The sequence below is a fragment of the Halomonas rhizosphaerae genome (assembly GCF_030010555.1).
Lineage (GTDB): Bacteria > Pseudomonadota > Gammaproteobacteria > Pseudomonadales > Halomonadaceae > Halomonas > Halomonas rhizosphaerae.
Genome location: NZ_JASCQP010000025.1, coordinates 65,085 through 89,820, shown reverse-complemented (window position 1 = coordinate 89,820; position 24,736 = coordinate 65,085). Strand labels below are relative to the sequence as shown.

25 protein-coding genes and 2 tRNA genes are annotated in these 24,736 nt (G+C 64.9%); 11 read left to right on the top strand and 16 right to left on the bottom strand.

Going from position 1 to position 24,736, the window contains the following annotated elements:
* Window positions 1–21 precede the first annotated feature (21 nt).
* Complete coding sequence (gene purN / locus QLQ83_RS09930) at window positions 22–762, bottom strand: phosphoribosylglycinamide formyltransferase (RefSeq protein ID WP_282735365.1); 741 nt, start codon at window positions 760–762, stop codon at window positions 22–24.
* Window positions 759–1,832 carry a phosphoribosylformylglycinamidine cyclo-ligase gene (gene purM / locus QLQ83_RS09925; RefSeq protein WP_282735364.1) on the bottom strand — a complete coding sequence of 358 codons (1,074 nt, stop codon included), beginning with the start codon at window positions 1,830–1,832 and terminating at the stop codon, window positions 759–761. Before purM ends, purN begins: the two co-directional genes overlap by 4 nt.
* A gap of 136 nt (window positions 1,833–1,968) precedes the next feature.
* On the opposite strand from purM, the gene QLQ83_RS09920 reads away from it, so the two are divergent.
* Together QLQ83_RS09920 and hda are read left to right on the top strand one after the other, a co-directional pair.
* Entirely contained in the window at window positions 1,969–3,048 is a 1,080-nt protein-coding gene (locus QLQ83_RS09920) for an AI-2E family transporter (RefSeq protein ID WP_282735363.1), read from the top strand.
* Window positions 3,045–3,746 carry a DnaA regulatory inactivator Hda gene (hda, locus tag QLQ83_RS09915; protein WP_282735362.1) on the top strand — a complete coding sequence of 234 codons (702 nt, stop codon included), beginning with the start codon at window positions 3,045–3,047 and terminating at the stop codon, window positions 3,744–3,746. Before QLQ83_RS09920 ends, hda begins: the two co-directional genes overlap by 4 nt.
* A 77-nt stretch (window positions 3,747–3,823) precedes the next feature.
* Here hda and ehuB read toward each other — a convergent pair whose 3' ends face one another.
* The 3 genes from ehuB to QLQ83_RS09900 all read right to left on the bottom strand — a co-directional run bounded on the left by ehuB (window position 3,824) and on the right by QLQ83_RS09900 (window position 6,072).
* The gene (gene ehuB / locus QLQ83_RS09910) at window positions 3,824–4,663 is read right to left on the bottom strand and encodes an ectoine/hydroxyectoine ABC transporter substrate-binding protein EhuB (RefSeq protein WP_282735361.1); all 840 of its coding nucleotides are present in this window, start codon (window positions 4,661–4,663) and stop codon (window positions 3,824–3,826) included.
* Window positions 4,664–5,005: 342 nt separating this feature from the next.
* Window positions 5,006–5,578 carry a carboxypeptidase-like regulatory domain-containing protein gene (locus tag QLQ83_RS09905; RefSeq protein ID WP_282735360.1) on the bottom strand — a complete coding sequence of 191 codons (573 nt, stop codon included), beginning with the start codon at window positions 5,576–5,578 and terminating at the stop codon, window positions 5,006–5,008.
* Between the two features lie 125 nt (window positions 5,579–5,703).
* Window positions 5,704–6,072: a phasin family protein gene (locus QLQ83_RS09900; RefSeq protein ID WP_282735359.1), complete on the bottom strand. Its 369-nt coding sequence runs from the start codon at window positions 6,070–6,072 to the stop codon at window positions 5,704–5,706.
* A 206-nt stretch (window positions 6,073–6,278) separates the two neighbouring features.
* Here QLQ83_RS09900 and QLQ83_RS09895 point away from each other — a divergent pair, with 206 nt between their 5' ends.
* Window positions 6,279–7,658, top strand: coding sequence for a class II fumarate hydratase (locus QLQ83_RS09895; protein WP_282735358.1), 1,380 nt, complete (start codon window positions 6,279–6,281; stop codon window positions 7,656–7,658).
* Window positions 7,659–7,661: 3 nt separating this feature from the next.
* On the opposite strand, the gene QLQ83_RS09890 is transcribed toward QLQ83_RS09895, so the two are convergent.
* From QLQ83_RS09890 to phnD, 5 genes are all read right to left on the bottom strand, one after another.
* Complete coding sequence (locus tag QLQ83_RS09890) at window positions 7,662–8,726, bottom strand: endonuclease/exonuclease/phosphatase family protein (RefSeq protein ID WP_282735357.1); 1,065 nt, start codon at window positions 8,724–8,726, stop codon at window positions 7,662–7,664.
* Window positions 8,727–8,811: 85 nt separating this feature from the next.
* A complete protein-coding gene (gene phnE, locus QLQ83_RS09885) occupies window positions 8,812–9,621 on the bottom strand; it encodes a phosphonate ABC transporter, permease protein PhnE (RefSeq protein ID WP_282735356.1) in 810 nt (269 codons plus the stop codon).
* Entirely contained in the window at window positions 9,615–10,430 is an 816-nt protein-coding gene (gene phnE / locus QLQ83_RS09880; RefSeq protein ID WP_282735355.1) for a phosphonate ABC transporter, permease protein PhnE, read from the bottom strand. The genes phnE (QLQ83_RS09885) and phnE (QLQ83_RS09880) overlap by 7 nt, the downstream gene beginning before the upstream one ends.
* Window positions 10,417–11,232: a phosphonate ABC transporter ATP-binding protein gene (gene phnC / locus QLQ83_RS09875; RefSeq protein WP_282735354.1), complete on the bottom strand. Its 816-nt coding sequence runs from the start codon at window positions 11,230–11,232 to the stop codon at window positions 10,417–10,419. Before phnC ends, phnE (QLQ83_RS09880) begins: the two co-directional genes overlap by 14 nt.
* An 84-nt stretch (window positions 11,233–11,316) precedes the next feature.
* On the bottom strand, window positions 11,317–12,321 hold the full coding sequence (gene phnD / locus QLQ83_RS09870; protein ID WP_282735353.1) for a phosphate/phosphite/phosphonate ABC transporter substrate-binding protein: 1,005 nt from the start codon (window positions 12,319–12,321) through the stop codon (window positions 11,317–11,319).
* A gap of 102 nt (window positions 12,322–12,423) precedes the next feature.
* Between phnD and QLQ83_RS09865 the strand changes: the two genes are divergently transcribed.
* The gene (locus QLQ83_RS09865) at window positions 12,424–13,011 is read left to right on the top strand and encodes a histidine phosphatase family protein (protein ID WP_282735352.1); all 588 of its coding nucleotides are present in this window, start codon (window positions 12,424–12,426) and stop codon (window positions 13,009–13,011) included.
* 23 nt (window positions 13,012–13,034) lie between these two features.
* On the opposite strand, the gene glpD is transcribed toward QLQ83_RS09865, so the two are convergent.
* Window positions 13,035–14,612 (bottom strand): glycerol-3-phosphate dehydrogenase, encoded by a 1,578-nt coding sequence (glpD, locus tag QLQ83_RS09860; RefSeq protein ID WP_282735351.1) that lies wholly within the window; start codon window positions 14,610–14,612, stop codon window positions 13,035–13,037.
* Between the two features lie 148 nt (window positions 14,613–14,760).
* A complete protein-coding gene (locus QLQ83_RS09855; RefSeq protein WP_282735350.1) occupies window positions 14,761–15,519 on the bottom strand; it encodes a DeoR/GlpR family transcriptional regulator in 759 nt (252 codons plus the stop codon).
* Between the two features lie 387 nt (window positions 15,520–15,906).
* On the opposite strand from QLQ83_RS09855, the gene glpK reads away from it, so the two are divergent.
* The 3 genes from glpK to QLQ83_RS09840 all read left to right on the top strand — a co-directional run bounded on the left by glpK (window position 15,907) and on the right by QLQ83_RS09840 (window position 17,694).
* The gene (glpK, locus tag QLQ83_RS09850) at window positions 15,907–17,391 is read left to right on the top strand and encodes a glycerol kinase GlpK (protein ID WP_282735349.1); all 1,485 of its coding nucleotides are present in this window, start codon (window positions 15,907–15,909) and stop codon (window positions 17,389–17,391) included.
* Window positions 17,392–17,515: 124 nt separating this feature from the next.
* Window positions 17,516–17,592: transfer RNA gene (locus tag QLQ83_RS09845), tRNA-Val, on the top strand.
* A 25-nt stretch (window positions 17,593–17,617) separates the two neighbouring features.
* Window positions 17,618–17,694: transfer RNA gene (locus tag QLQ83_RS09840), tRNA-Val, on the top strand.
* A 42-nt stretch (window positions 17,695–17,736) separates the two neighbouring features.
* Here QLQ83_RS09840 and QLQ83_RS09835 read toward each other — a convergent pair.
* From QLQ83_RS09835 to QLQ83_RS09820, 4 genes are all read right to left on the bottom strand, one after another.
* The gene (locus QLQ83_RS09835) at window positions 17,737–18,198 is read right to left on the bottom strand and encodes a GAF domain-containing protein (protein ID WP_282735348.1); all 462 of its coding nucleotides are present in this window, start codon (window positions 18,196–18,198) and stop codon (window positions 17,737–17,739) included.
* A gap of 204 nt (window positions 18,199–18,402) precedes the next feature.
* Window positions 18,403–19,197 (bottom strand): MetQ/NlpA family ABC transporter substrate-binding protein, encoded by a 795-nt coding sequence (locus QLQ83_RS09830; protein ID WP_282735347.1) that lies wholly within the window; start codon window positions 19,195–19,197, stop codon window positions 18,403–18,405.
* Between the two features lie 99 nt (window positions 19,198–19,296).
* Window positions 19,297–19,950 carry a methionine ABC transporter permease gene (locus tag QLQ83_RS09825; RefSeq protein WP_282735346.1) on the bottom strand — a complete coding sequence of 218 codons (654 nt, stop codon included), beginning with the start codon at window positions 19,948–19,950 and terminating at the stop codon, window positions 19,297–19,299.
* Window positions 19,931–20,989 carry a methionine ABC transporter ATP-binding protein gene (locus QLQ83_RS09820; protein WP_282735345.1) on the bottom strand — a complete coding sequence of 353 codons (1,059 nt, stop codon included), beginning with the start codon at window positions 20,987–20,989 and terminating at the stop codon, window positions 19,931–19,933. The genes QLQ83_RS09825 and QLQ83_RS09820 overlap by 20 nt, the downstream gene beginning before the upstream one ends.
* 525 nt (window positions 20,990–21,514) lie before the next feature.
* On the opposite strand from QLQ83_RS09820, the gene QLQ83_RS09815 reads away from it, so the two are divergent.
* The 4 genes from QLQ83_RS09815 (at window position 21,515) to gpt (ending at window position 24,733) form a co-directional block, all read left to right on the top strand.
* Complete coding sequence (locus tag QLQ83_RS09815; protein ID WP_282735344.1) at window positions 21,515–22,144, top strand: riboflavin synthase subunit alpha; 630 nt, start codon at window positions 21,515–21,517, stop codon at window positions 22,142–22,144.
* A gap of 216 nt (window positions 22,145–22,360) precedes the next feature.
* Window positions 22,361–23,665, top strand: a complete 1,305-nt coding sequence (locus QLQ83_RS09810) for an NCS2 family permease (RefSeq protein ID WP_282735343.1) — start codon at window positions 22,361–22,363, stop codon at window positions 23,663–23,665.
* 37 nt (window positions 23,666–23,702) lie between these two features.
* The gene (locus QLQ83_RS09805; protein WP_282735342.1) at window positions 23,703–24,248 is read left to right on the top strand and encodes an adenine phosphoribosyltransferase; all 546 of its coding nucleotides are present in this window, start codon (window positions 23,703–23,705) and stop codon (window positions 24,246–24,248) included.
* Window positions 24,249–24,253: 5 nt separating this feature from the next.
* Complete coding sequence (gene gpt, locus QLQ83_RS09800; protein ID WP_282735341.1) at window positions 24,254–24,733, top strand: xanthine phosphoribosyltransferase; 480 nt, start codon at window positions 24,254–24,256, stop codon at window positions 24,731–24,733.
* The last annotated feature ends 3 nt before the right edge of the window (window positions 24,734–24,736 follow it).

Here is a 24,736-nt window from a genome sequence, read left to right as displayed (position 1 = left end):
GCCGCTTGGCCGCTTGGCCGCTTACTCCTCGGCGTCCTCGTCCAGCTCCTCGGCGGCATCGGCATGGGAGAGTCGCATGCCGGTGGGAGGAAGCTCGACGCCGTCCATGGTGGCACTATCGCCCTTGAGCTGCAGTCGCCCCTCCAGAAACCAGCGCACAGCGATCGGATAGATCAGGTGCTCACGGGCCTGCACCTTGGCCTGGAGACTCTCTTCCGTGTCGTCCTCGGCGACAGCCACCTCTGCCTGCAGGGCGACCGGTCCGCCATCCAGCTCTTCGGTGACGAAATGCACGCTGCAGCCGTGCGTGTCCACGCCATCGGCCAGCGCGCGGGCATGGGTATGCAGGCCCTGGTAGTCCGGCAGCAACGAGGGGTGGATATTGAGCATCCGGCCCAGGAAGCGGTTGACGAAGCGCGGAGTGAGAATGCGCATGAAGCCGGCCAGCACGATCAGGTCGGGCTCGTGACGCTCGATGACCTTGATCAGGGCACCATCGTAGGCGTCGCGGCTGTCGTATTCGCGGTGGGGCAGGGCCACGGCATCGATGCCGGCATCCTTGGCACGCTTGAGTCCGTAGGCATCCGGCTGATTGGAGATCACCGCGACGATCTCGCCGCCCAGCGCGTCATGACTCTGGGCGTCGATCAGTGCCTGGAGGTTACTGCCGCTGCCGGAGATCAGCACCACCACTCGCCGCGTTTCGCTGGGCTCGGGGGTGAAGGCGTTCAGGGTGTCACTCTGGTAGTTGGTCCCGCTCATCCTTCGAGGTTCTCCAGCTGGACCTGCTCCTCGGCATCACCCCGCGCGGTGATCACACCGATGCGGTGGACCGTCTCGCCCAGGCCCTGCAGGTGGGCACGGGCCTGGTCGGCCTTCTCCGCCGGGACCACGATCACCATGCCGATGCCGCAGTTGAGCACACGGTGCATCTCGTGTTCCTCGACGTTGCCCTGTGCCTGGAGCCAGTCGAAGACGGCCGGACGCGTCCAGCTGGACGCATCGATGCGCGCCGCCAGGGTCTCGGGCAGCACGCGGGGAATGTTCTCGAGCAGGCCGCCGCCGGTGATATGTGACAGGGCATGTACCGGGATATCGGTCTCCTTGAGCAACGACAGCAGCGGCTTGACATAGATGCGTGTGGGAGCGAGCAGGGCCTCGCCCAGCGACCGCCCGTCGATGGCGGTGTCCAGCGAGGCGTCGCCGACCTCGAGGATCTTGCGGATCAGCGAGTAACCGTTGGAATGGGGGCCGGAGGAGGCCAGTCCCAGCAGCACGTCGCCCTCGCCGACCTTCTTGCCGTCGAGGATCTCGGACTTCTCCACCACGCCGACGCAGAAGCCGGCGAGGTCATAGTCACTGCCCTCGTACATGCCAGGCATCTCGGCGGTCTCGCCGCCCACCAGGGCGCAACCGGCCTGCTCGCAGCCCTCGCCGATACCGGTCACCACGTCGGCGGCGATATCCACGTCCAGCTTGCCCGTGGCATAGTAGTCGAGGAAGAACAGCGGTTCCGCACCGGCCACCACCAGGTCATTGACGCACATGGCCACAAGGTCGATGCCGATGGTGTCATGGCGGCCGAGGTCCATGGCCAGGCGCAGCTTGGTGCCGACGCCGTCGGTACCGGATACCAGCACCGGCTCCCGGTAGCCGGTCGGCAGCTCGCACAGGGCGCCGAAACCACCCAGTCCGCCCATCACCTCGGGGCGGATAGTGCGTTTGGCGACGCCCTTGATGCGGTCGACCAGGGCATTCCCGGCATCGATGTCGACCCCGGCATCCTTGTAACTGAGCGATGCCCCGGTCGGGCGATTGGTGGAATCGGTCATGTCGCTTCCTGTATGAGATGGGCGCTCGCGATGCCTGTCGCAGGGCGACGCGCAACGGTCAGGTTTGGGCGATGAATTGTAGCATCACGGCGCGCGGCTGGCAGCCTGCCGGTCGCGTCGGAACAGGGAGGAAGCGATGCACAGACAGTGGTGGGTGGCGGCCGCGGTGGCGGCGGTGGGACTGTGGTTCCTGATCAGTATCGAGCCGGTGCTGACGCCCTTTTTCGTCAGCATGATCCTGGCCTATCTGGGCGACCCCCTGGCCGACCGCCTCGAGGCTCACGGCCTCTCGCGGCGCCTGGCGGTCTCGCTGGTCTTCCTGCTGCTGACACTGGTCATTGTGCTTACCCTACTGCTGGTGGTGCCGATACTGGGCCGACAGCTCGGCCAGCTGATCGAATCGCTGCCGGCAGTGCTCAACTGGGCCCAGCAGACCGTGGTGCCGCGCATCCAGTCGCTGACCGGCATGGACCTCTCCACCGACATCGACGAGATGCGCCAGGCGATCGTCGACAACTGGAAGGAGACCGGGACCTTCGCCGCCAGCCTGCTGGCCCAGGCCTCGCGTTCCGGCCTGGCGTTTGTCGCCTGGATCGGCAACCTGGCGCTGATTCCCGTGGTGACCTTCTACCTGCTGCTGGACTGGGACGTCCTGGTTGCCAAGGTGCGCGGCTCGCTGCCGCGCAGCTGGGAGCCCGCCGTGGTGCGCCTCGCCGGCGAATGCGACGAGGTGCTGTCGTCTTTCCTGCGTGGCCAGCTGATCGTCATGCTCTGCCTGGGGGTGATCTATGCGGTGGGGCTGACCCTGCTGGGTGTGCGCTTCGGCTTGCTGATCGGCCTGCTTGCGGGTCTCGCCAGCATCGTGCCCTATCTCGGGGTGATCGTGGGCATTTCCGTGGCCGGAGTGGTGGCGTTCTTCCAGTTCGGCGACTGGCTGATACTGCTCGGCGTCGCGGCGGTGTTCGGTTTCGGTCAGCTGGTCGAGAGCGTGGTGCTCCAGCCCAAGCTGCTCGGCGACAAGATTGGCCTGCATCCGGTGGCCGTTATCTTCGCCGTACTGGCCGGTGGGCAGCTGTTCGGTTTCACCGGGGTGCTGCTGGCGCTGCCCGTAGCCGCCATGCTGATGGTGGTGTTGCGTTATCTCCACGAGCACTATAAAAACAGCACGTTGTATGACGCCGGACGTCAACGTACCCACGACGAGGAGTCGCCATGAGTCGAGCACCCGCGCAGTTGCCGCTGGGCGTGGGGCTGCGCGACGACGCCACCTTCGCCAACTTCTACCCCGGGCCCAATGCGACCCTGGTCGACCGGCTAGTGCACCAGCTCGACGACGGCGGCGAACCCTTCCTCTACGTATGGGGCGCTTCCGGCACAGGGCGTAGCCACCTGCTGCAGGCCGCTTGCCATGCGGCATCCGACCGCGACTGCCGTGCGCTGTACCTGCCCCTGACGGAGCTCGGGCACTTCCCGCCGCTGATGCTCGAGGAGATCGAGCGCCTGGATCTGGTGGCGATCGATGACCTCGACCGCGTGATGGGACGCAAGCGCTGGGAGGAGGCATTGTTCCACGCGTTCAATCGTCTGCGGGATGCCGGCAAGCGCCTGGTAATCGCTGCCGAGGCGCCGCCACGTCAGCTGCCGGTGAAACTTCCTGACCTGGCGTCGCGACTCACCTGGGGTATGACCTTCCACCTGCAGGGACTCGATGACGCCGGACGCCTGGCGGCGCTTCAGCTGCGGGCCCGGGGTCGTGGCATGCAGTTGCCCGATGAGGTAGCCAGCTACATCCTGCATCGCGGACCGCGACGGCTGGATGCACTTTTCGAGACCCTGGCGGCCCTGGATCGCGCCTCGCTATCTGCCCAGCGCAAGCTGACCATTCCCTTCGTCAAGCAGGCGCTGGGCTGGTAGGAGGCCTCCCGGAGTTCGGCGCACGCTGCTTCAAATGCCCCGTGCTCCCTCAATCCGACAGGATGGGCGTGGCGGTGCTAGCCGATCCCGTTGCAGAGTTGGTCGGCACTGAAGCGGTAGGAGTACAGGACGTCCTTCTGCAGGAAGCCATAGCGCGTCAGTGTCTGTTGCCAGTCTCCGTTGCGCTTCTCTTCCAGCAACGCCTCGTTTACCGCGTCTCGCAGGTCTTCGGCATCCAGGGGGAAGGCGAAGCCGCCGAAGTAACGTACCTCACGACCGTCGATCACCGGATCGGTGAAGTTGAATTCCGCCTCCACCTGCGGGCTCATCTGCTCCATGGACGCTACCGTCATCCCGGTGGCGGCGAAGGCATCGGCTCTCCCGCGGACGATGGCCTCGATGGCATCCTGGTGGCGCTCTACCGTGATGATCCGGTCCGGGTCGATACCCAGGGCATTGAACATGTCCTGGGTGACCGTGCCCTCCTGAACCGCGACACGTATGGTGTCAGGGCGTTCGATGAAGTCCTCGTAGGCCCGAATGCGGTTGGGGTTGGAGGCCAGTACCAGCAGCCCTTCGCCATAGGAGGTGTTGGGGTCAGAGAAGAGCACGCGCGCGCAGCGTTCGGGCATGATGGCCATCTCCGCTGCGGCCATGTCGAAGCGACCGACTTCCAGCCCCGGGATGAGGTTCTTGAATTCCGTCTCCACCCATTCGATCTCCTCGATGCCGAGATCATCCAGGATGCGCCGAGCGACCTCCGGGCCGACTCCCAGCGGCTCACCTTGCTCGTTCAGGTAGCCATAGGGCTTCTCGTTGGCGACGGCGATGCGGATCACGCCGCGCTGCTGGATCTCCTTGAGGGTATCAGCCTGCAGCCCGGGAATGGCCAGCAGGGTGGCAAGAGCGCTAGCCATAAGGGGCAATCTGCCCTGGGAAAACGTCATTGGTGTCATTGTTAGTGCCCCCGCGTAGCGTCGTTCCGACACTTACCGCGTCCCGGATCACTCGGGTATCGGCCATGGCGCATAAGCCGCTGGGTCGGAGCGATGTGTGAGGTGCCATGATCCGTGGCGTGTCTACGACTCGAAGCCATCATGGCGGCATGTCCGCCATCCGGCGATAGCGGTGAATTAAGCGTAGAAGTACCGTTGATGGGATGCTAGGCCGCGAACAGCCACTATGGCAGTTCACGGACAACGACTGTCAGCGATGTCCTACAAGCGACGGTAAGTCTCAGCCCCCCAGTACCAGGGAACTCAACGACTGAGTTCTATGCTGCGAGACTGGCCGTTGCTCAGGCTGACCTGGCGGATGAGCACGCGGGTCTTGCCGGTGGATGGGTCCTGTCCGCTACCCGAGACATAGAACTCGCCGGCCGGCAGGCCCCCGAGGCGAAAGTAGCCATTGCCGTCGGTGCGGGTGGTGTGGGTGTACTCACGGGCCCGTGGATCGGCGGGCTCCACGGCACGGCCCGCCAGGGCCTGCTCCGCGGCCTCTGCAGAGTAGGTGGTCACCGGGGCTGCCGAGACGGGGCGATTGGCCACCGGGCGCCCGCCCAGCAACAGGCGCCCACTGATCTCGGCACTGCCGTTCTTCTCCAGGGTGGCATACTCCTCGGAGGGGAAGGCCACCTGGCGAGCGGCCCGTCCGGTCGTGGCAGGGTGATCGGCCCGTTCGGTCTCGCGGGGCGTCTCCATCTCGCGTGGCGCCTCCGTACCGCGTTCGATCACCTCGACGCGCTCACGCTCTCCCGCGGGATAGCGTGGTTCGATGATCTGACAGCCGGCCAGCGAGAGCCCCAGCAAGGCAGGAAGGATCCAACGTGTCATGTGCACTCTCCCGGATGGTGGACGACGCCCCGTGCCCGGTGAGCATAACGCAAAAGGGCCGCCGATCATCGATCGGCGGCCCTTTTGCGTTCAAGCAAGCGCCGGCGGTGCCGGCGCTATCAGGCTTACTTGGCTGCCTTGGTGGCAGTCTCGGTAGCCTGCTTGACGTTGTCTTCGGTCAGCTTCTGGCTCTGCTGCACGAAGTCCTGCTGCAGGGAAACGACCTTCTCGGCGTCGCCCTTCAGGCGCTCGGTCAGGTCCTTGGCGACCTTCTGCTGGCCTTCCATGTAGGTGCGCAGGCCTTCGGCATCTTTCACGTTCATCAGGCTGCGCAGCTGCGCCAGACCAGTGTCGGTGTAGGCCTTGCTGGCGTCCAGCTGGGCGTTGACCAGCTTCTCGGTGTAGTCCACGGACAGGGCGGCATAGGCGCGGGCCGGGCCGAAGAACATGGATTCGAACTGTTCGGTGAACTGCTTGGTGTCGAAGTTTTGCATCGTAAGTCCCTCCCAGGGATTTCGGATCAATTCGAAGGCCGTGGCGGTCTGCCGATGCCTTCTGCGTCTCTGTTGCGATGCACAATAGCAGAGCGGTTTGTGCAGTGCAACATTCTTTCTTTCGATGGAGGAGGTCTCTTGCAAGGCGGTCTGCTGGACACCATGTTGAATGGAGCATCATCCATCCCGAACATGAGGAGCCGGACATGAGCGACCATCGCATCGAGCGCGACAGCATGGGCGAGTTGGAGGTGCCGAGGGAGGCCCTCTACGGTGCCCAGACCCAGCGCGCCGTCAACAATTTTCCGGTCTCGGGCCAGCCGATGCCGACGGCCTTCATCCACGCCATCGCCCGGATCAAGCTGGCGGCGGCCCGGGTCAATCACGAGCTGGGTCTTCTCGACGACGCTCGGTCCCGAGAGATCGTTGCCGCCGCCGAGGCGATCCTCGCGGGCCACCTCGACGACCAGTTCCCGGTGGACGTCTTCCAGACCGGCTCGGGCACCTCCAGCAACATGAACGTCAACGAGGTAATCGCCAGGCGAGCCAGCCGCGATGGGGTGGAGGTCGGCGCCAACGACCACGTCAACATGGGGCAGTCGAGCAACGACGTGATTCCCACGGCGATCCATGTGTCCGCCGCGCTGGCAGTGACCAGCCAGCTGCGCCCGGCGCTGGAGCACCTTCGCGAGAGCATTGACGCGCGCGCCTTGGAGCTCGAGGACGTGGTCAAGACCGGGCGTACCCACCTGATGGATGCCATGCCGCTGCGCATGGGCCAGGAGCTGGGTGGCTGGTCGAGCCAGGTGGGGCAGGCGATCGAGCGACTGGACAGCGCCCTGGTGCGACTCTGTCGACTGGCCCAGGGTGGTACGGCGGTAGGCACCGGCATCAATGCCCATCCCGAGTTCGCCGAGCGCATGGCGCGGGACCTGAGCGAGCAGACGGGGCTATCGTTCTCGCCCAATGACAGCTTCTTCGCCAGCCTCGCTTCTCAGGATGCCGCGGTGGAACTCTCTGGACAGTTAAGGGGGCTGGCCTGCGTGGTGATGAAGATCGCCAACGACCTGCGCTGGATGAACTCCGGGCCTCTGGCCGGGCTCGGCGAGATCGAGCTCGAGGCCCTGCAGCCCGGTAGCTCGATCATGCCCGGCAAGGTCAATCCGGTGATCCCCGAGTCGGCTGCCCAGGCCGCCGCCCAGGTGATCGGGCTCGACACGGCGGTGACGGTGGCCGGGCAGAGCGGCAACTTTCAGCTCAATGTCATGCTGCCGCTGGTCGCCAACAACCTGCTGACCTCGATCACCTTGATGACCAACACCAGCCGGCTGCTGGCTGATCGCGCCATCGCTACCTTCAAGGTGCGCCACGACCACCTCGAGGGACCGCTGGCGCGCAACCCCATCCTGGTCACGGCGCTGAACGCGGTGATCGGCTACGACGCTGCGGCGGCCATCGCCAAGCACGCTTACCAGGCCGGACGGCCGATCATCGAGGTGGCCGAGGAGCAGACCGAACTGTCCAGAGCGGAGCTTGAACGACTTCTCGACCCCGCGACGCTGACGCGAGGCGGGGTACCGGAATAGCGCTCACTCCTGCTGGTCGCGCTCCTTGCCTTCCTTGATGGTCTCCCGGGCGTCGCGGTGCTCCTGCCCGTCGGCCTCGGGTGTCTCGTGCTCGTCGGCGCGGGAGGGGCGGTAACACAGGGTGGCCAGCATCGGGAAGTGATCGGAACCGATGTGTGGCAGGCGCTGCATGGCTTTTAGAGTGAAGTGCTCGCTGACGAATATGTGGTCCAGCGGCCAACGCAGGAGGGGATAGCTGGCGTGGAAGGTGCTGTACATGCCGCGCCCGCGGCGGGGATCGAGCATGCCACTGACCCGACAGAAGAGCCGAGTGGTGCGTGACCAGGCCACGTCGTTCAGGTCACCGGCCACCAGAGTGGGCACCGGGTCCTCGTGAATTGCCTTGCCCACCAGCAGCAGCTCGGCATCTCGCCACAGCGACTCCTCGCTCTCGTTGGGAGCCGGCGGGCGGGGATGCACGGCATGCAGGCGGACGACGTCACCGCTAGGCAGCGTGACGCCGGTATGGATCGAGGGGATATCGTCCTGAATAAGCCACTGGACCTCGGGGTCGACCAGCGGCCGCCGGGCATAGAGGTGCATGCCGTAGAGGTTGTCCAGCGGCACCCGCACCGCATCGGGCCAGTCCTCATGCAATGCCCCGTCGAGCTGCTCCTGCCACCAGGCGTCGGATTCCAGGGTCAAGACCAGGTCGGGCCGGTGTTGATGGATAAGCCGGGTCAGCGTCTCGGCATTGCGGTTGGTGGTGAGTACATTGGCGATCAGCAGCGTCAGGCAGCGGCTCTCCTGTCCCGGCTCGGTGCGCTGGACCTGCACCGGCCAGAACGGCGTCCAGGGCAGGATACGGGCCGTCTGAAGCGCGAGGGTGATAAGGCTCGACGCCATCGCGACCCACGACCAGGGCGGGGTGGCCAGCAGGGAGAGCAGAGCGGTCACCGCCGCCAGTGCGGCGAGCTGCAGGCGTGGAAACTCGCAGGCACGGATCCACCACCAGGTCAGCGGCGATCGCGCCACCAAGGTGACCACCAGCAGTGCGGTGGCGATCACCGCAAGCACAATCGAGAGCACGACATGACCTCCCTGTGGCCTCAGTGACGTCCCGTTCCCAGCCTACTCCGCATGCCATCGGCCGTGAATGCCTGGTCGTGAATGTCTAGAGCGCCTTGCGGCGCAGCAGGCCGGTGATGGCCTCGCCGATCAGCACCAGCACGATGATGGCGATCAGGATGGTGGCCACCGTCTGCCAGGCGAAGGTGTCGATGGAGCCCTGCAGGATCACGCCGATACCGCCGGCCCCGACCAGCCCCAGTACCGTGGACTCGCGAATGTTGATGTCCCAGCGCAGGATGACGATGGCGAAGAAGGCCGGCATCACCTGGGGGACGACGGCATAGGCAATCACTTTCGCCTTGGAGGCGCCGGTCGCTTCCATGGCCTCCACCGGGCGGCGGTCGATCTCCTCGATGGCCTCGCCCATCAGCTTGCCGATGAAGCCCACCGAGCGGAACATGATGGCCAGTATCCCGGCCAACACCCCGGGGCCGAAGATCGCCACGAACAGCAGCGCCCAGATGATGGTGTTCACCGAGCGGCTCGAGACCAGGATGAAGCGCCCCAGCCACAGGCAGGCACGGTTGGGTGTGGTGTTCTGGGCGGCGATGTAGGAGACCGGCAGGGCGATAAAGATGGTCAGCATGGTGGCGAGCGTGGCGATATGCACGGTCTCGATCATGGCATTGACGATCTCGCCGAGGCGGCTTGGATCCGGTGGCCACATGCGTGCCCCAAGGCTCGAGATCTGGTTGGGGGCATCCCATACCCAGGGCCAGAAGATGTCGATGTCGCGCACCGCCCAGACGACCAGCATCAGCGTCACCAGCATTACGCCGTAACGGATGAGCTGCTCCCTGGGGTTGTAGCGTCGCCAGATACGATCGGCGAGCAGGTCGGCGTCCTCTACCATATCTTCTTCCTTACCCAGCCGCTGACGCCTTCGCTGACCAGGATCACCGCGATTATCACCAGCAGGATGGCGAAGGCGAAGTCATAGTCGTAGCGCCCGAAGGCATTCATCAGGGTGCTGCCGATGCCACCCGCCCCGACGATACCCACCACCGCAGAGGCACGCAGGTTGCTGTCGAGCTGGTACATGGAGAGTCCCACCTGGCGCGGCAGGATCTGCGGGAAGACGGCATAGTAGAGAGTTGCCAGATAGCCCGCGCCCGTGGCGCGCATGGCCTCCACCTGGCCCCAGTCGATTTCCTCGATCTCCTCGGCGAGCAGCTTGCCGACGAAGCCAATGGAGTAGAGGGTCAGGGTCAGGATGCCGGCCAGGGGACCGAAGCCCACCGCGGCGACGAAGAGGATGGCGACGATTACCGGATGGAAACTGCGCGAGACGATGATCACCGCGCGCCCCACCAGGTAGACAGGCAGGGGGGCGATGTTGCGTGCCGCCATCACCGCGAAAGGAATCGACAGCAACACCCCGAGCAGGGTGGCCAGGATGGCGATCTGCAGACTCTCCGTGAAGCCGGTCAGCAGCAGGTCGAAGCGCGAAAAGCTCGGCGGGAAGCCGCCGCCGAAGATGCGCGCTGCCCGAGGCAACCCTTCGCTGATGCGCTCCCAGTTGAAGGGCAGGGTGGCGAAGGCCCACACCAGATAGACGACCACCACCGCCAGCATGCCATAGCGCATGATGGGGTTGGCGATGAAGGGCGGCTTGCGCCAGGTCCGCGATGTCGTTGCCCGGCTGGTGTCAGGCCTGGTCATGGCGGATCTCCCGTTCAGCCTTTCCAGGGGCAGCCTGCGGGGTGGCACTCTCATCCTCCGGCGACTCGATGCCACCGTAGATGGCATCCAACGCCTCCTTGTCGAAGTCGGCGGGAGTGCCATCGAAGATCATGGTGCCGTGGCGCAAACCGACGATACGGTCGGTATAGGTCCTGGCCTGGGCCACATTGTGAATGTTGATCAGCACCGGCAGCGACAGCTCGCTGGCCAGGCTTTGCAGCAGCACCATGATCTGCTCGGAGGTGCGCGGGTCCAGCGAGGCCGTTGGCTCGTCGGCCAGCAGCACCTCCGGTTCCTGCATGAGGGCGCGGACCACGCCGACCCGCTGGCGTTCTCCGCCGGAGAGTTCGTCGGCGCGCTTGTTGGCATAGTGGGCGATGCCCACTCGCTCCATCAGCACGAAGGCCCGCTCGATATCCGCGGTTGGATAGCGGCGGGTAATGGCCTGGAAGAGGCTGACGTAGCCGAGTCGGCCGGCCAGCACGTTCTCCATCACCGTGAGGCGATCGATCAGGTTGAAGCCCTGGAAGACCATGCCGATCTTGCGTCTAGCCCGCCGAAGGTCACGGTGTCGGAGATTGACGAGTTCGGTGCCGTTGAGCTTGATCGACCCCGAGGTGGGTTCCACGAGGCGGTTGATGCATCGAAGCATGGTGCTCTTGCCCGCGCCCGAGGCGCCGACGATGGCGACCACGCTGTTGTCCTCGACGCTCAGATCAAGCCCCTTGAGCACAGGGTCATCGTGGCCATAACGCTTGATCAGGTTGGATATCTCTAGCATCGGCGAGTCCCGGAGGGCGAAGGATCAACGAGACAGCGACGCCGGCCTTCGAGGGAAGGCCGGCGTCGTGCTGCCAGGCGTGGATTACTCGAGGTTGTCGGGGGTGTACTCGACCCCGTTGGCCTCCTGGATGGTGCGGATGACCTTCCAGTGCTCCTGATAGTTGATGGGGATGAATTTCTCGACCCCCTCGAATTCCTCCCCCAGTTCGGTGCCGGCGAACTCGAAGCTGAAGAAGGCCTCCTCGATCTTGTCGACCAGATCGGGATGCAGGTTGTGGGCATAGGTGTAGGACGTGGTCGGGAAGCGGTCGGACTCGTAGATGATCTTGACGTCCTCCGGGTCATAGAGGTCGCGGGCGGCCATCCGATCGACGACTTCCGAGGCTACCGGTGCCGCATCGTAGTCCTGGGCCACCACCCCCAGCATGGACTGGTCGTGGCTGCCTGAGTAGATGACCTCGTAGTCCTCGTCGGGGACGATGCCCTCTTCGGGGAACAGGGCTCGCGGCGCCTGGTTGCCGGAGTTGGAGGTGGGCGAGGTATGGGCGACGCGCTTGCCCTTGAGGTCAGCCATCTCGTCGATGCCGGAGTCGACGTGGGTATAGAGCTGGAGGGTATAGCCGAACTGGCCGTCATCCGAGCCCATCAGGGCGAAGGGGACGGCGCCGGCCAGGTTGACGGCGAAAGGCGTCGGGCCGGTGGAGAAGCCGGCGATATGCAGGCGACCGCTGCGCATCGCCTCGACCTGGGCCGAGTTGGATTGCACGGCAAAGAAGCGTACGTCGCGTCCGGTAACGTCCTGCAGGTGGTCGATGAAGGGTTGCCAGATGTCGGAATAGATCGCCGGATCCTCGACCGGGGTATAGGCGAAGATCAGGGTGTCGGGGTCGGCCCACTCGGATTCGTCGGCCGGGCGGTCGGCGACCATGTCGCCGTTCTCGTCGCAGTAGATGTCATCCAGGGCGCCACGCTCGCAATCGTCCTGTGCCTGGACCTGAGTGGCGGCCAGCAGGGCAAGCGGCAACAGCGAGGAGAGGGCCAGCTTGGTGAGTGGGTGCTTTCGAGACCGGAGGGGATGATGGATCATGGCGTGCCTCGTGAGATTATTGTTGTGCAGGACGTTCGGATCTCGACATGTCGATGATTGATTCCGAATAACCCTTTCCAATCTAGAGTTCGTGACAAAACTATGTCAAACACTTTCCCCGCGGCGTCGGGCCACTGGCATAACCGCTACCTGCTCATGCGCCATGGTCACAGCCTGGCCAACCAGCAGGGGCTGATCATCAGCACGCCGGAGCATGGGCTGGCTGGCTTCGGCCTCTCGTCCCGGGGCCGGGAGCAACTCGATGGGCTGCTGTCAGACTGGTGCTGGGCGATCCCCGCCCGGATCCTGCATTCGGACTTCCGTCGCACCACCGAGACGGCAGCCCGTATCGCGCAGCACTTCGGGCTGCGGTTCGAGGCCGATACGCGGCTGCGGGAACGCCACTTCGGTGCGCTCGAGGGGGAGGGAGATTACCGCTATGCCGAGGTCTGGGCACGGGACGCCCGTGACCCGGCGCATCGCCATGCCGGCGTCGAGGCCGTCGCAGAGGTGGCCGCGCGCATGACGGAGCTGATCGCCGACCTGGAGCAGCACCATGCGGGGGAAACCATCCTGCTGGTCAGTCACGGGGATCCCCTGCAGATCCTGCTGACTGCCTTGGAGGGCCGCGAGCTTAGCCAGCACCGCGAGCGAGATCCGCTCGCGCCGGCCAGTGTCACCGTTCTGTGATTTCTTTTCTTTGGCGCCTGATCTCAGGCCGTGCGTCGCGGTCGAGATCGATCTGCGCGGGGATGCACCCGGGTAGATGGCTTCGATGGGGTAGGGGGGAGGCTCCCCTGGCGAGCCAGCCGTTCCTCCAGGTACTCCCCCAGGCGCCGAGTCTCGACCGCATTGAGACGCAGGGCCAGCTTGGTACGCCGCCACAGGATGTCCTCGAGGGAGCGCGCCCATTCCTGCTCGATAAGATAGTCCACCTCGGCCGCGGTCAGCCCGGCGCCAAAAGCCTGCCCCAGGGCGGCCTGAGAGTCCCTGCCGTCCAGAAACTCCCGGCATAGCGAGCCATAGGAGCGAGCAAAGCGCCGGGCCTGCGCGGCATCCAGGAAGGGGTAGTCCTCCAGCAGTTGTGACTCGAAGGCGGCCTGGTCGCCAATGTCGCCGCCCGGCAGCGGCGTTTCGGCGGTCCAGGGGGCGGCCATCGCCGGCAGGTGGGGCTCTAGCGCCGCGAGGGCGGCCTCGGCAAGCTTGCGATAGGTGGTGATCTTGCCGCCGAAGACCGAAAGCAAGGGGGCACCACGGGTGTCCAGGTCGAGGGTGTAGTCGCGCGTCATGGCCGAGGGTTCGGCCGATTCGTCGTCGCACAGCGGGCGCACGCCGGAGAAGGTGCGGATTACGGCGTCCCGAGCGAGCTGGGTGCGGAAGTGGGCGTTGACGACCGAGAGCAGATAGTCGATTTCCTCCTCGCTGGCCTCGACGCGCGACGGGTCGCCCTCAAAGCGCCGGTCGGTGGTGCCGATCAGGCTGAAGTCTTCCTCGTAGGGCAGCACGAAGACGATGCGCCGGTCGGTGTTCTGGAGGATATAGGCCCGCTCATCGTGATTCAGGCGAGGCACGATCAGATGGCTGCCCTGGATCAAGCGCACGCCATATCGCGACTGTCGCCTGGCCTGGCGGCTCACTACCTGCTCCACCCAGGGGCCGGCGGCGTTGATCAGTGTCCGGCAGCGGCGGGTCAACCGATGGCCCGAATCCATCTCCTCGAGCTCCACTTCCCACTGGCCGTCAACCTCGCGGGCCCCGATACAGCGTGTGCGGACCTGGATCTCGGCGCCGTTGTCGCGAGCCTGGATGGCGTTGAGGACCACCAGACGGGCATCATCCACCCAGCAGTCCGAGTACTCGAAGCCACGGGTGATGCCGGGGGCAAGGCCCTGGTGCGCGGTGAGCCTGACTCCCCGTGACCCCGGGAGCTTCTCGCGCTTGCCGAGGTGGTCGTAGAGGAACAGGCCGGCGCGCAGCATCCAGGCCGGGCGCAGGTGGGGGCGGTGGGGAAGGATGAAGCGCAGTGGCCAGATGATGTGCGGGGCCTTGGCGAGCAACACCTCGCGCTCGCGAAGTGCCTCGCGCACCAGGCGGAATTCATGGTGTTCCAGGTAGCGCAGGCCGCCGTGGATCAGCTTGCTGCTCGCCGAGGAGGTGGCGCCGGCGAGATCCCCCTGCTCGCACAGGCCTACCGACAGGCCGCGTCCTGCAGCATCGTTGGCAATGCCGGTGCCATTGATACCGCCGCCGATCACGAAGAGGTCGAGCACCTCGTTCGACTTGTCGCTCATGGAGTCTCCCGTCCAGCGCTGACCCGGACGTCGATGATGTTTGATATCGAAAATAGACGAAAACAAAACGAACATCAAGGCGCGTCATGGCGCCCCTGGCTTGCAGGCAGGGCTGAGGGGCAATAGAAAAAGGCTGCCGTGTGCGGTGTCAGGCGATATGCAGCGTCACGTCGTGCTGCTTCAGCAGCCGCAGGATGGCCTCGGGCGGCTCGCGGTCGGTGAACAGGGCGTCAAGCTGTGCCAGGTTGCCCTGGCGGACCACCGGGTTGCGCTGGAACTTGGAGTGGTCGGTGGCCAGGAAGATCTTGCGGGAATTGCGGATGATGGCCTGGGCGACACGCACTTCCTGATAGTCGAATTCCAGCAGGGAGCCATCCTCGTCGATGCCGCTAATGCCGATGATGCCGTAGTCGACCTTGAACTGGTTGATGAAGTCGATGGTCGCCTCGCCGATGATGCCGCCGTCGCGGGAGCGCACCTGGCCGCCGGCGATGATCACGTTGAAGTCCTCCTTGTGCTGGAGGATCGCCGCCACGTTGAGGTTGTTGGTGATCACCTCCAGCCCCTGATGGTCGAGCAGCGCCTCGGCGATCACCTCGTTGCTGGTCCCGATGTTGATGAACAGCGACGAGTGGTCGGGGATGTGTCGAGCGAGCAGGGCAGCAATGCGTTGCTTGGCCTCGAGGTTGAGGGTCTTGCGGGTCGAGTAGGCGGTATTGACGGTGCTCGACTCCAGGCCTGCACCACCATGGACCCGGCGGATGCGCCCTTCGGCTGAGAGGGTGTTGAGGTCGCGGCGAATGGTCTGGGGGGTGACCGTGAAGTGCTCGGTGAGCTGCTCGATGCTGGCATAGCCCTGGCGGCGCACCAGCTCGATGATGGCGTCCTGGCGTTGCTGCTGGTTCATGGAATCTCCTTGGCTTCCCGGATTTTACGTCATCGTCTCGGACGCTGCAGAAATCGGTCCTGTTCTCCAAGAGCTATGACAGATTGCAGCATTGCCGGGGCTGATCCGGCTGCAGGCCTGCGAGGAGGCGCTGTAAACCCCTCCATGGGCGCTACCGACGCCATCCCTGGCGTAGGATCTCCTCTTCGGCCTGCCCCCGGCGTCCCTCGCTAAGGCCAACTGCGATAGCCTGGTCGGTCCTCTAGATTCATCCAAAGTCGTAGTGGCTCCGGCGTCCGGGGATTTGAGCGGGGCGGTCGGCTGGAGTAGTCTGGATGATCATAAACGAACATTAGCGTTTAAAACCGAAATCCGCACGCCACTACAACCACAATCAGGATGCTTGCCATGGCTTCATATCTACTGGCCATCGACCAGGGCACCACCAGCTCCCGCGCCATCCTCTTCGACCGCCAGGGGCGCAGCGTCGCCTCGGCGCAGCGCGAATTCCCCCAGCATTTTCCCCATGACGGCTGGATCGAGCATGACCCGAAGGACATCTGGGAGACCGTGCTCACCACCTGCCGTGAAGTGCTCGCCGAGACGGGCGTGTCGCCCGAGGAGATCGCCGGGGTCGGCATCACCAATCAGCGCGAGACCACCCTGCTGTGGGATCGGGTCACCGGCGAGCCGTTGCACAACGCCATCGTCTGGCAGGATCGTCGCACCGACGAGGCCTGCTGTCAGCTCCGGGAGGCGGGCCACCTGGAGGACGTTCAGGCGCGGACCGGGCTACTGATCGACCCCTACTTCTCGGCCACCAAGCTCGCCTGGCTGCTCGATGAAGTGCCCGATGCTCGGGCGCGGTCCGAGCGGGGCGAGCTGGCTTTCGGTACCGTGGACACCTTCCTGATCTGGCGACTCACCGACGGTCGGGTACACGCCACCGATGCCACCAACGCCTCGCGCACCGCCCTGTTCAATATTCATGAGCAGCGCTGGGACAAAGAACTGCTGGCCCTGTTCGACATTCCGGCCAGTCTGCTGCCCGAGGTCAAGGATTCCAGCGATGACTTCGGCTTGGTCGATGGCCGCTGGCTGGGGGGCGAACTGCCCATCGCCGGGGTGGCGGGTGACCAGCAGGCCGCATTGGTTGGCCAGGCCTGCTTCTCGCCCGGCATGGGCAAGAGTACCTATGGCACCGGCTGCTTCATGATCGTCAACACCGGAGAGACCGCCGAGACCTCTCGCAATCGCCTGCTGACCACGGTGGCCTATCGGCTGAACGGCAAGCCGACCTACGCCATGGAGGGCAGCATCTTCGTCGCCGGGGCCACGGTGCAGTGGCTGCGCGATGGCCTTCAGCTGTTTGCCGATGCCGCCGAGACCGAAGCCCTGGCGTGCCAGACGCGCAGCGGTCATAGCGTCTATCTGGTACCGGCCTTTACCGGCCTCGGGGCGCCGCACTGGGACCCGAAGGCGCGCGGTGCCATCTTCGGCCTGACCCGCGACACCGGCATTGCCGAGATCGTTGCCGCCGGCCTCCAGGCGGTCTGCTACCAGACGCGCGATCTGCAGGTCTGCATGGACGATGACATGTCGGCATCGCCGGGCATCTTGCGGGTCGATGGTGGCATGGTGGCCAACAACTGGGTGATGCAGTTCCTCGCCGATATGCTGGGCGTCCAGGTGGATCGTCCCACGGTGCTGGAGACGACGGCCCTGGGGGCTGCCTACCTGGCAGGTCTCCGCCTCGGCTGGTACCGCGACCTCGACGAGATCGCCGAACTGTGGCGCTGCGAGCGGCGTTTCACGCCACAGATGGAAGAGGTGGAACGCGAGCGTCTCTACGCCGGCTGGAAGGAAGCCGTCGAGCGGGTCCGCACCCAGTAGCGTGAAGCTGGGTCAAGGTGCTGATTCGCCGGCATTGAGTGGCGATGCCGGGCTTGCATTTCGGGGGCGGATGGGTAGAATACGCATCCGTTGCCACGGCGAAGTCATGCCGCAGCGGTGATGCAGGACCATAGCTCAGTTGGTTAGAGCGCCACGTTGACATCGTGGAGGTCGGCGGTTCAAATCCGCCTGGTCCTACCAGAACTCGCCCGGTAACGACTGCTTCAGGACCATAGCTCAGTTGGTTAGAGCGCCACGTTGACATCGTGGAGGTCGGCGGTTCAAATCCGCCTGGTCCTACCAGATACCGAAACGCCCCGCAGCCCTCGGCTGCGGGGCGTTTCTTTATTTGGGCAGGGCGGTTTTCTCGATGAACACTGCCACCAACCGCTCGATGCCCGCCTGGTCGGCGTCGCTGAAGCGGTCCTGCCTTGGGCTGTCCAGGTCCAATACCCCCCACAGCCGGTCATTGACCACGATGGGCACCACCAGTTCGGCCCGGGAGTCCGCATCGCAGGCGATATGGTCGGCCACGGCATGCACATCCGCCACGCGCTGGGTCTCGCGCGTGCGGGCAGCGGCACCACAGACGCCCTTCGTGAAGGGGATCGGATGGCAGGCTGGCTTGCCCTGGAAGGGGCCCAGCGAGAGCATCTCCGGCTGACGCTGCAGGTAGAAGCCGACCCAGTTGAGGTCGGGGAGCTCCTGCATCAGGAAGGCGCAGGTCTGGGCACTGTTGGTCAGCCAGTCGGGCGTATCGAGCAGGGCCTCGAGCTGGCGGGCCAGCAAGGGGTAGTCCGGTGTCATGGTGGCTCCTTTAACGAAAGGGGCCGGCACAGTGGCCGGCCCTTTAGCTATCTCGAATCGTGGTTTCGCTCGGGGCTGACCCGTGGTCAAGCCTTCGAGGAGGCGCTGTGAACCCGTCCCTGGGCGCTACCGACGCCATCCCTGGCGTAAGACCTCCTCTACGGCTTGCCCCCGGCGCGCCTCGCGGCAGGCAATCGAGTTGCCTTACTTCCAGCCGGGAACAGCCTGTGGTCCGAACAGTTCGTCTGCCTTGGCCTCGACCTCCTCGGTCTGGTAGGCCTTGACCAGCTGCTGGATGGCCTTGCGCTCCTCGTCACCACCGCGCACCACGATCAGGTTGACGTAGGGAGACTCCGCGCCCTCCTTGATCAGGGCGTCGTCCAGGCTCAGCCCGGCCGGCTGGGCGAAGGTGTTGTTGATGAAGGCCATGTCCACGTCGGGCAGCACGCGGGGCAGCTGGGCGGCCTCGATCTCGCGGAATTCGAAGTCACGCGGGTTCTCGGCGATGTCCAGCGGGGTCGCTTCCAGGAATTCCGGATCGTTGAGCTCGATCAGCCCCTCGTTGTGCATCAGGATCAGTGACCGACCCTCGTTGGAGGGGTCGTTGGGCAGGGCGATGGTGGCCCCGTCCGGAAGTTCCTCGATGCTGTCGTACTTCTCGGAGTAGGCGCCGATCGGGTACACGAAGGTATAGCCGGCGATGGCGAAGTCGTAGCCGCGGTCCTCGACCATGGAGCGCATGTAGGGCTCATGCTGGTAGGCGTTGGCGTCGAGGCTGCCGTCAGCCAGGGCGGCATTGGGCGTCACATAGTCAGTGAACTCGATGATCTCGACCTCGAGGCCGTACTCGCGTTGGGCAATCTCGGCGGCCACCTGCATGACGTCGGTCTCGGGCCCCGCCACGGTGCCGACCTTGATGGAATGCTCGTCGGCCAGGGCGGTGCCGGCGCCAAGGGTCAGGGCGGAGGCCGCCAGGGTGCCGATCAGGCTCTTGCGCATGTCGTGGTTCTCCTTGCTGAAGGTGTCGCAGACTCGGTCACGATGATAGTGGAATAACCAGAAAAATTATAATGCATTCTGGTTATCATCCCGAAAGCATCACTTGTGGTCGCTCTTGCGCACCAGATAATCGCCCAGGCTCTGGAAGCCCTGGACCATCACCACCAGGATCACCACGGTGATCAGCATGATGGTGGGATTGAAGCGGTTGTAGCCATAGCGGATGCCCAGGTCGCCCAGGCCGCCGCCGCCCACGGCACCGGCCATGGCCGAGTAGCTGACCAGGGTGACCGCGGTCACCGTGAGTGCGGTGAAGATGCCGCCGCGCGCCTCGGGGATCAGCACCTTGGTGATGATCTGCCAGGGCGTGGCGCCCATGGACTGGGCGGCCTCGACCAGTCCCGGGGGAATCTCGTTGAGGGCGCCCTCCACCAGGCGCGCCACGAAGGGGATGGCGGCGATGGTCAGGGGCACGGCGGCGGCATTGGTGCCGATCGACGAGCCGACCAGCATCCGCGTGAAGGGGATGATCGCCACCATCAGGATGATGAAGGGGATCGAGCGACCGATGTTGGTGATCGCCCCCAGCACCCGGTTGAGCGTCGGCTCGGCCAGTATCTGTCGCGGCCGGGTGACGTAGAGCAGCACGCCCAGCGGGATGCCCACCAGGGCCGAGATCACTCCCGACACGCCCACCATGTAGAGCGTGTCCAGGGTGGCCTTGAGGATCAGGTCAATCATCGCGCTGGACATGGCCGAGTACCTCCACCTGCAGGTCGTGGGATTCGAGATAGTCGATGGCCTCGCGGGTCTTCTCCGCCGGGCCCATCAGTTCGGCGATCATCAGCCCCAGGGTGCGCTCCTGGATCGATTCCACCTTGGCCTGGAGGATGCTGACGTCCACGCCGCACTCCCGGGCCAGTCGCGAGATCAGCGGGGTCGAGACGGCATCGCCCGAGAAGGCCAGGCGAACCACCGGATGGCTGTGTGGCCGGGGGGTCTCCTCGAGGCGCTCGATCAGGGCGCGCGGCGGGTCGAGCTCCAGGAAATCGTTGAGGAAGTCGCGTCCCAGGCGGGTGCGCGGTGCGGTGAAGAAGTCACCCACATCGGCTTCCTCGACCAGCTCGCCGTCGGAGATCAAGCTGACCCGATGGCAGATCGACTTGACCACTTCCATCTCGTGGGTGATCAGCAGGATAGTCAGGCCGAGCTTCTGGTTGATGTCGCGCAGCAGGTCGAGGATCGATCCGGTGGTGTGGGGGTCCAGGGCCGAGGTGGCCTCGTCGCAGAGCAGCACCTTGGGGCGGCTGGCCAGTGCCCGGGCGATGGCCACGCGCTGTTTCTGGCCGCCCGAGAGCTGTGCCGGGTACTGCTTCGCCTTGTCAGCCAGGCCCACCAGTTCCAGCAGGGGCGTGACCCGCTCACGGATCTCGCCGCGTTTCATGCCCATCAGCTCCAGCGGCAGGGCCACGTTGGCGAAGACCGTGCGTGAAGTCAGCAGGTTGAAGTGCTGGAAGATCATGCCGATGCGGTGGCGAGCCTGGTTGAGCGCCGCGCCGGAGAGGGCCGTCAGCTCCTGGCCGTCCACGGTGACGGTGCCGGTCGTGGGGCGCTCGAGCAGGTTCACGCAGCGGATGAGGGTGGACTTGCCGGCACCGGAGAGGCCGATCACGCCATGGATCTGGCCTTGGGGGACGTGGAGGTCGGCATGCTTGAGTGCCGTCACGGCCGAGGCGCTGCTGCGCCGCCCCCTGGGGTAGTAAGTCTTGGAAACGTCGTGGAGTCGAATCATCACAGCCGCCGGTGGGGCGCCGGTCGAGCATCGGGCGGGCGGGGCAGTGGGCAGGCACGAAAAAAAGGCCACCCTGGCGGGTGGCCATCAACGCTGGACACACCCTTTTAGCTGCACTTCACGCCGTGGGCTGTCTCGGGGACGGTCCGCGACGTCGGCGCCCGCAATCCGGGTACAAATCGGCGCCTTTAAAATGTAGTTGCCTATCCTAGGTTTCGAACGACCGTATGTCAATGAGAATGGGAGATGATGCCGTTAAGAACGCTTTGGTCTGGTGGGATTTCCTGCCTAATGGCATAATGCTGGAACATATTCGTGGTGGCGTGGCTGTCGTTGGAGGCTGGCACTTGCTCTTCGCATCTCACTCCTTTCTCCTTGCCCCTTGCCCCTTGCCCCTTGCCCCTTGCCCCTTGCCCCTTGCCCCTTGCCCCTTGCCCCTTGCTGCCATGGACGTCGTCCCCGGGGTTTCCTAGACTGGCGATCTTTCCCCGGCCCGGTCGCGGTCGGCCAGCACGAGGAGCGTTCATGTTCACAGGCATCGTACAGGGCACCGCCGAGGTGGTGGCCATCCATGAGGCGGAGGTCTTTCGTACCCATGTGCTGGCGCTGCCGGCAGAGCTGCGCGAGGGCCTGGCGCTGGGCGCTTCGGTGGCCCACAACGGGGTCTGTCTCACGGTCACTGCCATCGATGGCGAGCGGGTCAGTTTCGACCTGATGCGCGAGACCCTGCGGGTGACCAATCTTGGTGCGATCACGGTGGGTGACCGCGTCAATATCGAGCGGGCGGCGCGCTTCGGCGACGAGATCGGCGGCCATGCCATGTCCGGCCACGTGATGGCGCTGGCCGAGCTGGTCGAGCTCGACGAGGCCCCCAACAATCGCCGCCTCTGGTTCGAGGTGCCCCATGCGCTGGGCCGCTTCCTGTTCGACAAGGGCTACATCGGGGTGGACGGTATCAGCCTGACCATCGGGCAGGTGCAATCGGCCACCACTGACCACGGCCCGCGGTTCTGCGTCGACCTGATCCCCGAGACCCTGGCCCGTACCATCCTGGTGGACCGGGTCCCGGGGGACGCCGTCAATATCGAGATCGATCCCCAGACCCAAGCCATCGTCGAGACGGTGGAGCGGGTGCTGGAAGCGCGAGGCGTGTAACCCGAACGAAAGAACCTGACCGTTCCGTCAAGTCTGCGTTGGTGGGTCGGGTGGCGAATGGCCCGCAAGTTGCTTAACTAGGTGGGACCGTGCTGCCTGTGGTCACCCGGGCGCCTCGCCACACGCCGAGGCTTTGGGTACCATAGGCGGCTTTTCTCGCGGGCTTTCTCGCACCCCAGGACCATCGCAACGTCCACGCGCGCAGGAACGATAACCATGCTGAAACGCCTGATCGACAACCAGTTCAAGCTGGTCGAGCACAAGACCGATGTGAAGACCGAGGTCATCGCCGGGATCACCACCTTCCTGACCATGGCCTATATCATCTTCGTCAACCCGAGCATCCTCTCCGAGGCCGGCATGGACTACGGCGCGGTCTTCGTCGCCACCTGCCTGGCCGCCGCGGTGGGCTGCCTGATCATGGGTCTGTGGGCCAACTACCCGATCGCCCAGGCGCCCGGCATGGGCCTCAACGCCTTCTTCACCTACGGCGTGGTACTGGGCATGGGGTACACCTGGGAGGCAGCGCTGGGCGCGGTCTTCTTCTCCGGCTTCATCTTCTTCCTGCTCAGCATCTTCAAGGTCCGCGAGTGGATCATCAACTCGATCCCGCTCTCCCTGCGCTTAGGGATAGCCGCCGGTATCGGGCTCTTCCTGGCGATGATCGCGCTGAAGAATGCCGGCATCGTGGTGGCCAATGAGGCCACCTACGTGGCCCTGGGGGATCTCTCCGAACCCGCCGCCCTTTATGCGCTTCTGGGCTTCTTCGTGATCACCGCACTGGCCTACCTCAAGGTCACCGGGGCGGTGATGATCGGCATCCTCGGCGTCACCGTGCTGGCGATGGTCCTTGGCCACAACGAGTTCGGTGGCTTCATGTCCATGCCGCCCGCCATCGCGCCGACCTTCATGGCGCTGGACCTGGCCGGCGCCCTGGACGTGGCGATGCTCAGCGTGATCTTCGCCTTCCTGTTCGTTGACCTCTTCGACACTTCCGGCACCCTGGTCGGCGTGGCCCACAAGGGTGGCCTGCTGGACAAGGACGGCAAGCTGCCGCGCATCGGTCGCGCGATGATGGCCGACAGTGGCGCGTCCATGGCTGGCGCGGTGCTGGGCACCTCCACCACCACCAGCTACATCGAGTCCACTGCCGGTATCGCCTCCGGCGGGCGCACGGGCCTGACTGCCGTGGTGGTGGCGGTGCTGTTCCTGATCAGCCTGTTCTTTGCACCGCTGGCGGGCTCCATCCCGGCCTACGCGACCGCCGGGGCCCTGCTCTATGTGGCGGTGCTGATGGCCGGCAGCCTGGCCCATGCCAACTGGGATGACCCGACAGACGCCGCGCCGGTGCTGATCGCTGCACTTGCCATGCCGCTGACCTTCTCGATCGCCGAGGGCATTGCGCTGGGTTTCATCAGCTACGCTGCGATCAAGACGCTCTCGGGGCGCTTCAAGGACCTGAACCCCGCGGTGATCGTGCTGGCCCTGCTGTTTGCCGGCAAGTTCCTGTTCCTCGACTGAACCTACTGACTGCACTCACTCACCGAGACTCGTATTGATGAGCATCTACGGCGACTACATCAAGTCCGTGATCCGCACGGTCCCCGACTGGCCGCAGCCGGGCGTCAACTTCCGCGACATTACCCCGCTGCTGCAGAACAGTGCGGCCTTCCGCAAGCTGGTCGACAGCTTTGTGCATCGCTACCAGGAGATGGACCTCGACGCCATCGCCGCCATCGATGCCCGCGGCTTCATCATCGGCGCGCCGCTCGCCTACGAGCTGGGCTGCAGCTTCGTGCCGGTGCGCAAGAAGGGCAAGCTGCCGTTCCGCACCATCAGCGAAACCTATACCCTGGAGTACGGCGAGGCCGAGGTGGAACTGCACTCCGATGCCTTCCAGCAGGGGGATCGCATCCTGATCGTCGATGACCTGATCGCCACCGGCGGCACCATGCTGGCCGCGGCCAAGTTGATCACCCGCAGCGGCGGGCAGGTCGTCGAGACCGCCACCGTCGTCGACCTGCCGGACCTGGGCGGGTCCCAGCGCATCCGTGAAGCGGGCTACGGGGTCTTCTCGGTCTGTTCCTTCACCGAGGACGAGTGAACCTCATGAGCACCCATCGCTACCACCAGCACTTCACCGTTTCCTGGGATCAGCTGCATCGCGACGTGCGCGAACTCTGCCATCGTCTGATCGAGCGTGACTTCAAGGGCATCATCGCCATCACCCGCGGGGGGCTGATTCCTGCAGCACTGATCGCCCGTGAACTCAATGTGCGCCTGATCGATACCGTCTGCATCAAGAGCTACGATCACATGGATCAGGGCGGCCTGGAGGTGATGAAGGGCGTCGATCACGAAGGGGAGGGCTGGCTGCTGGTCGATGACCTGGTCGATACCGGCCGCACCGCCAAGACCGTGCGCGAGATGCTGCCGAAGGCCCACTTCGTGACCATCTATGCCAAGCCCGAGGGCAAGCCGCTGGTCGACCAGTACCTCACCGAGGTGGCCCAGGACTGCTGGATCCAGTTCCCCTGGGACATGGGTGTGGCCTACGTCGAGCCGCTGGTCGACCAGGCGAAGCGCTGACCC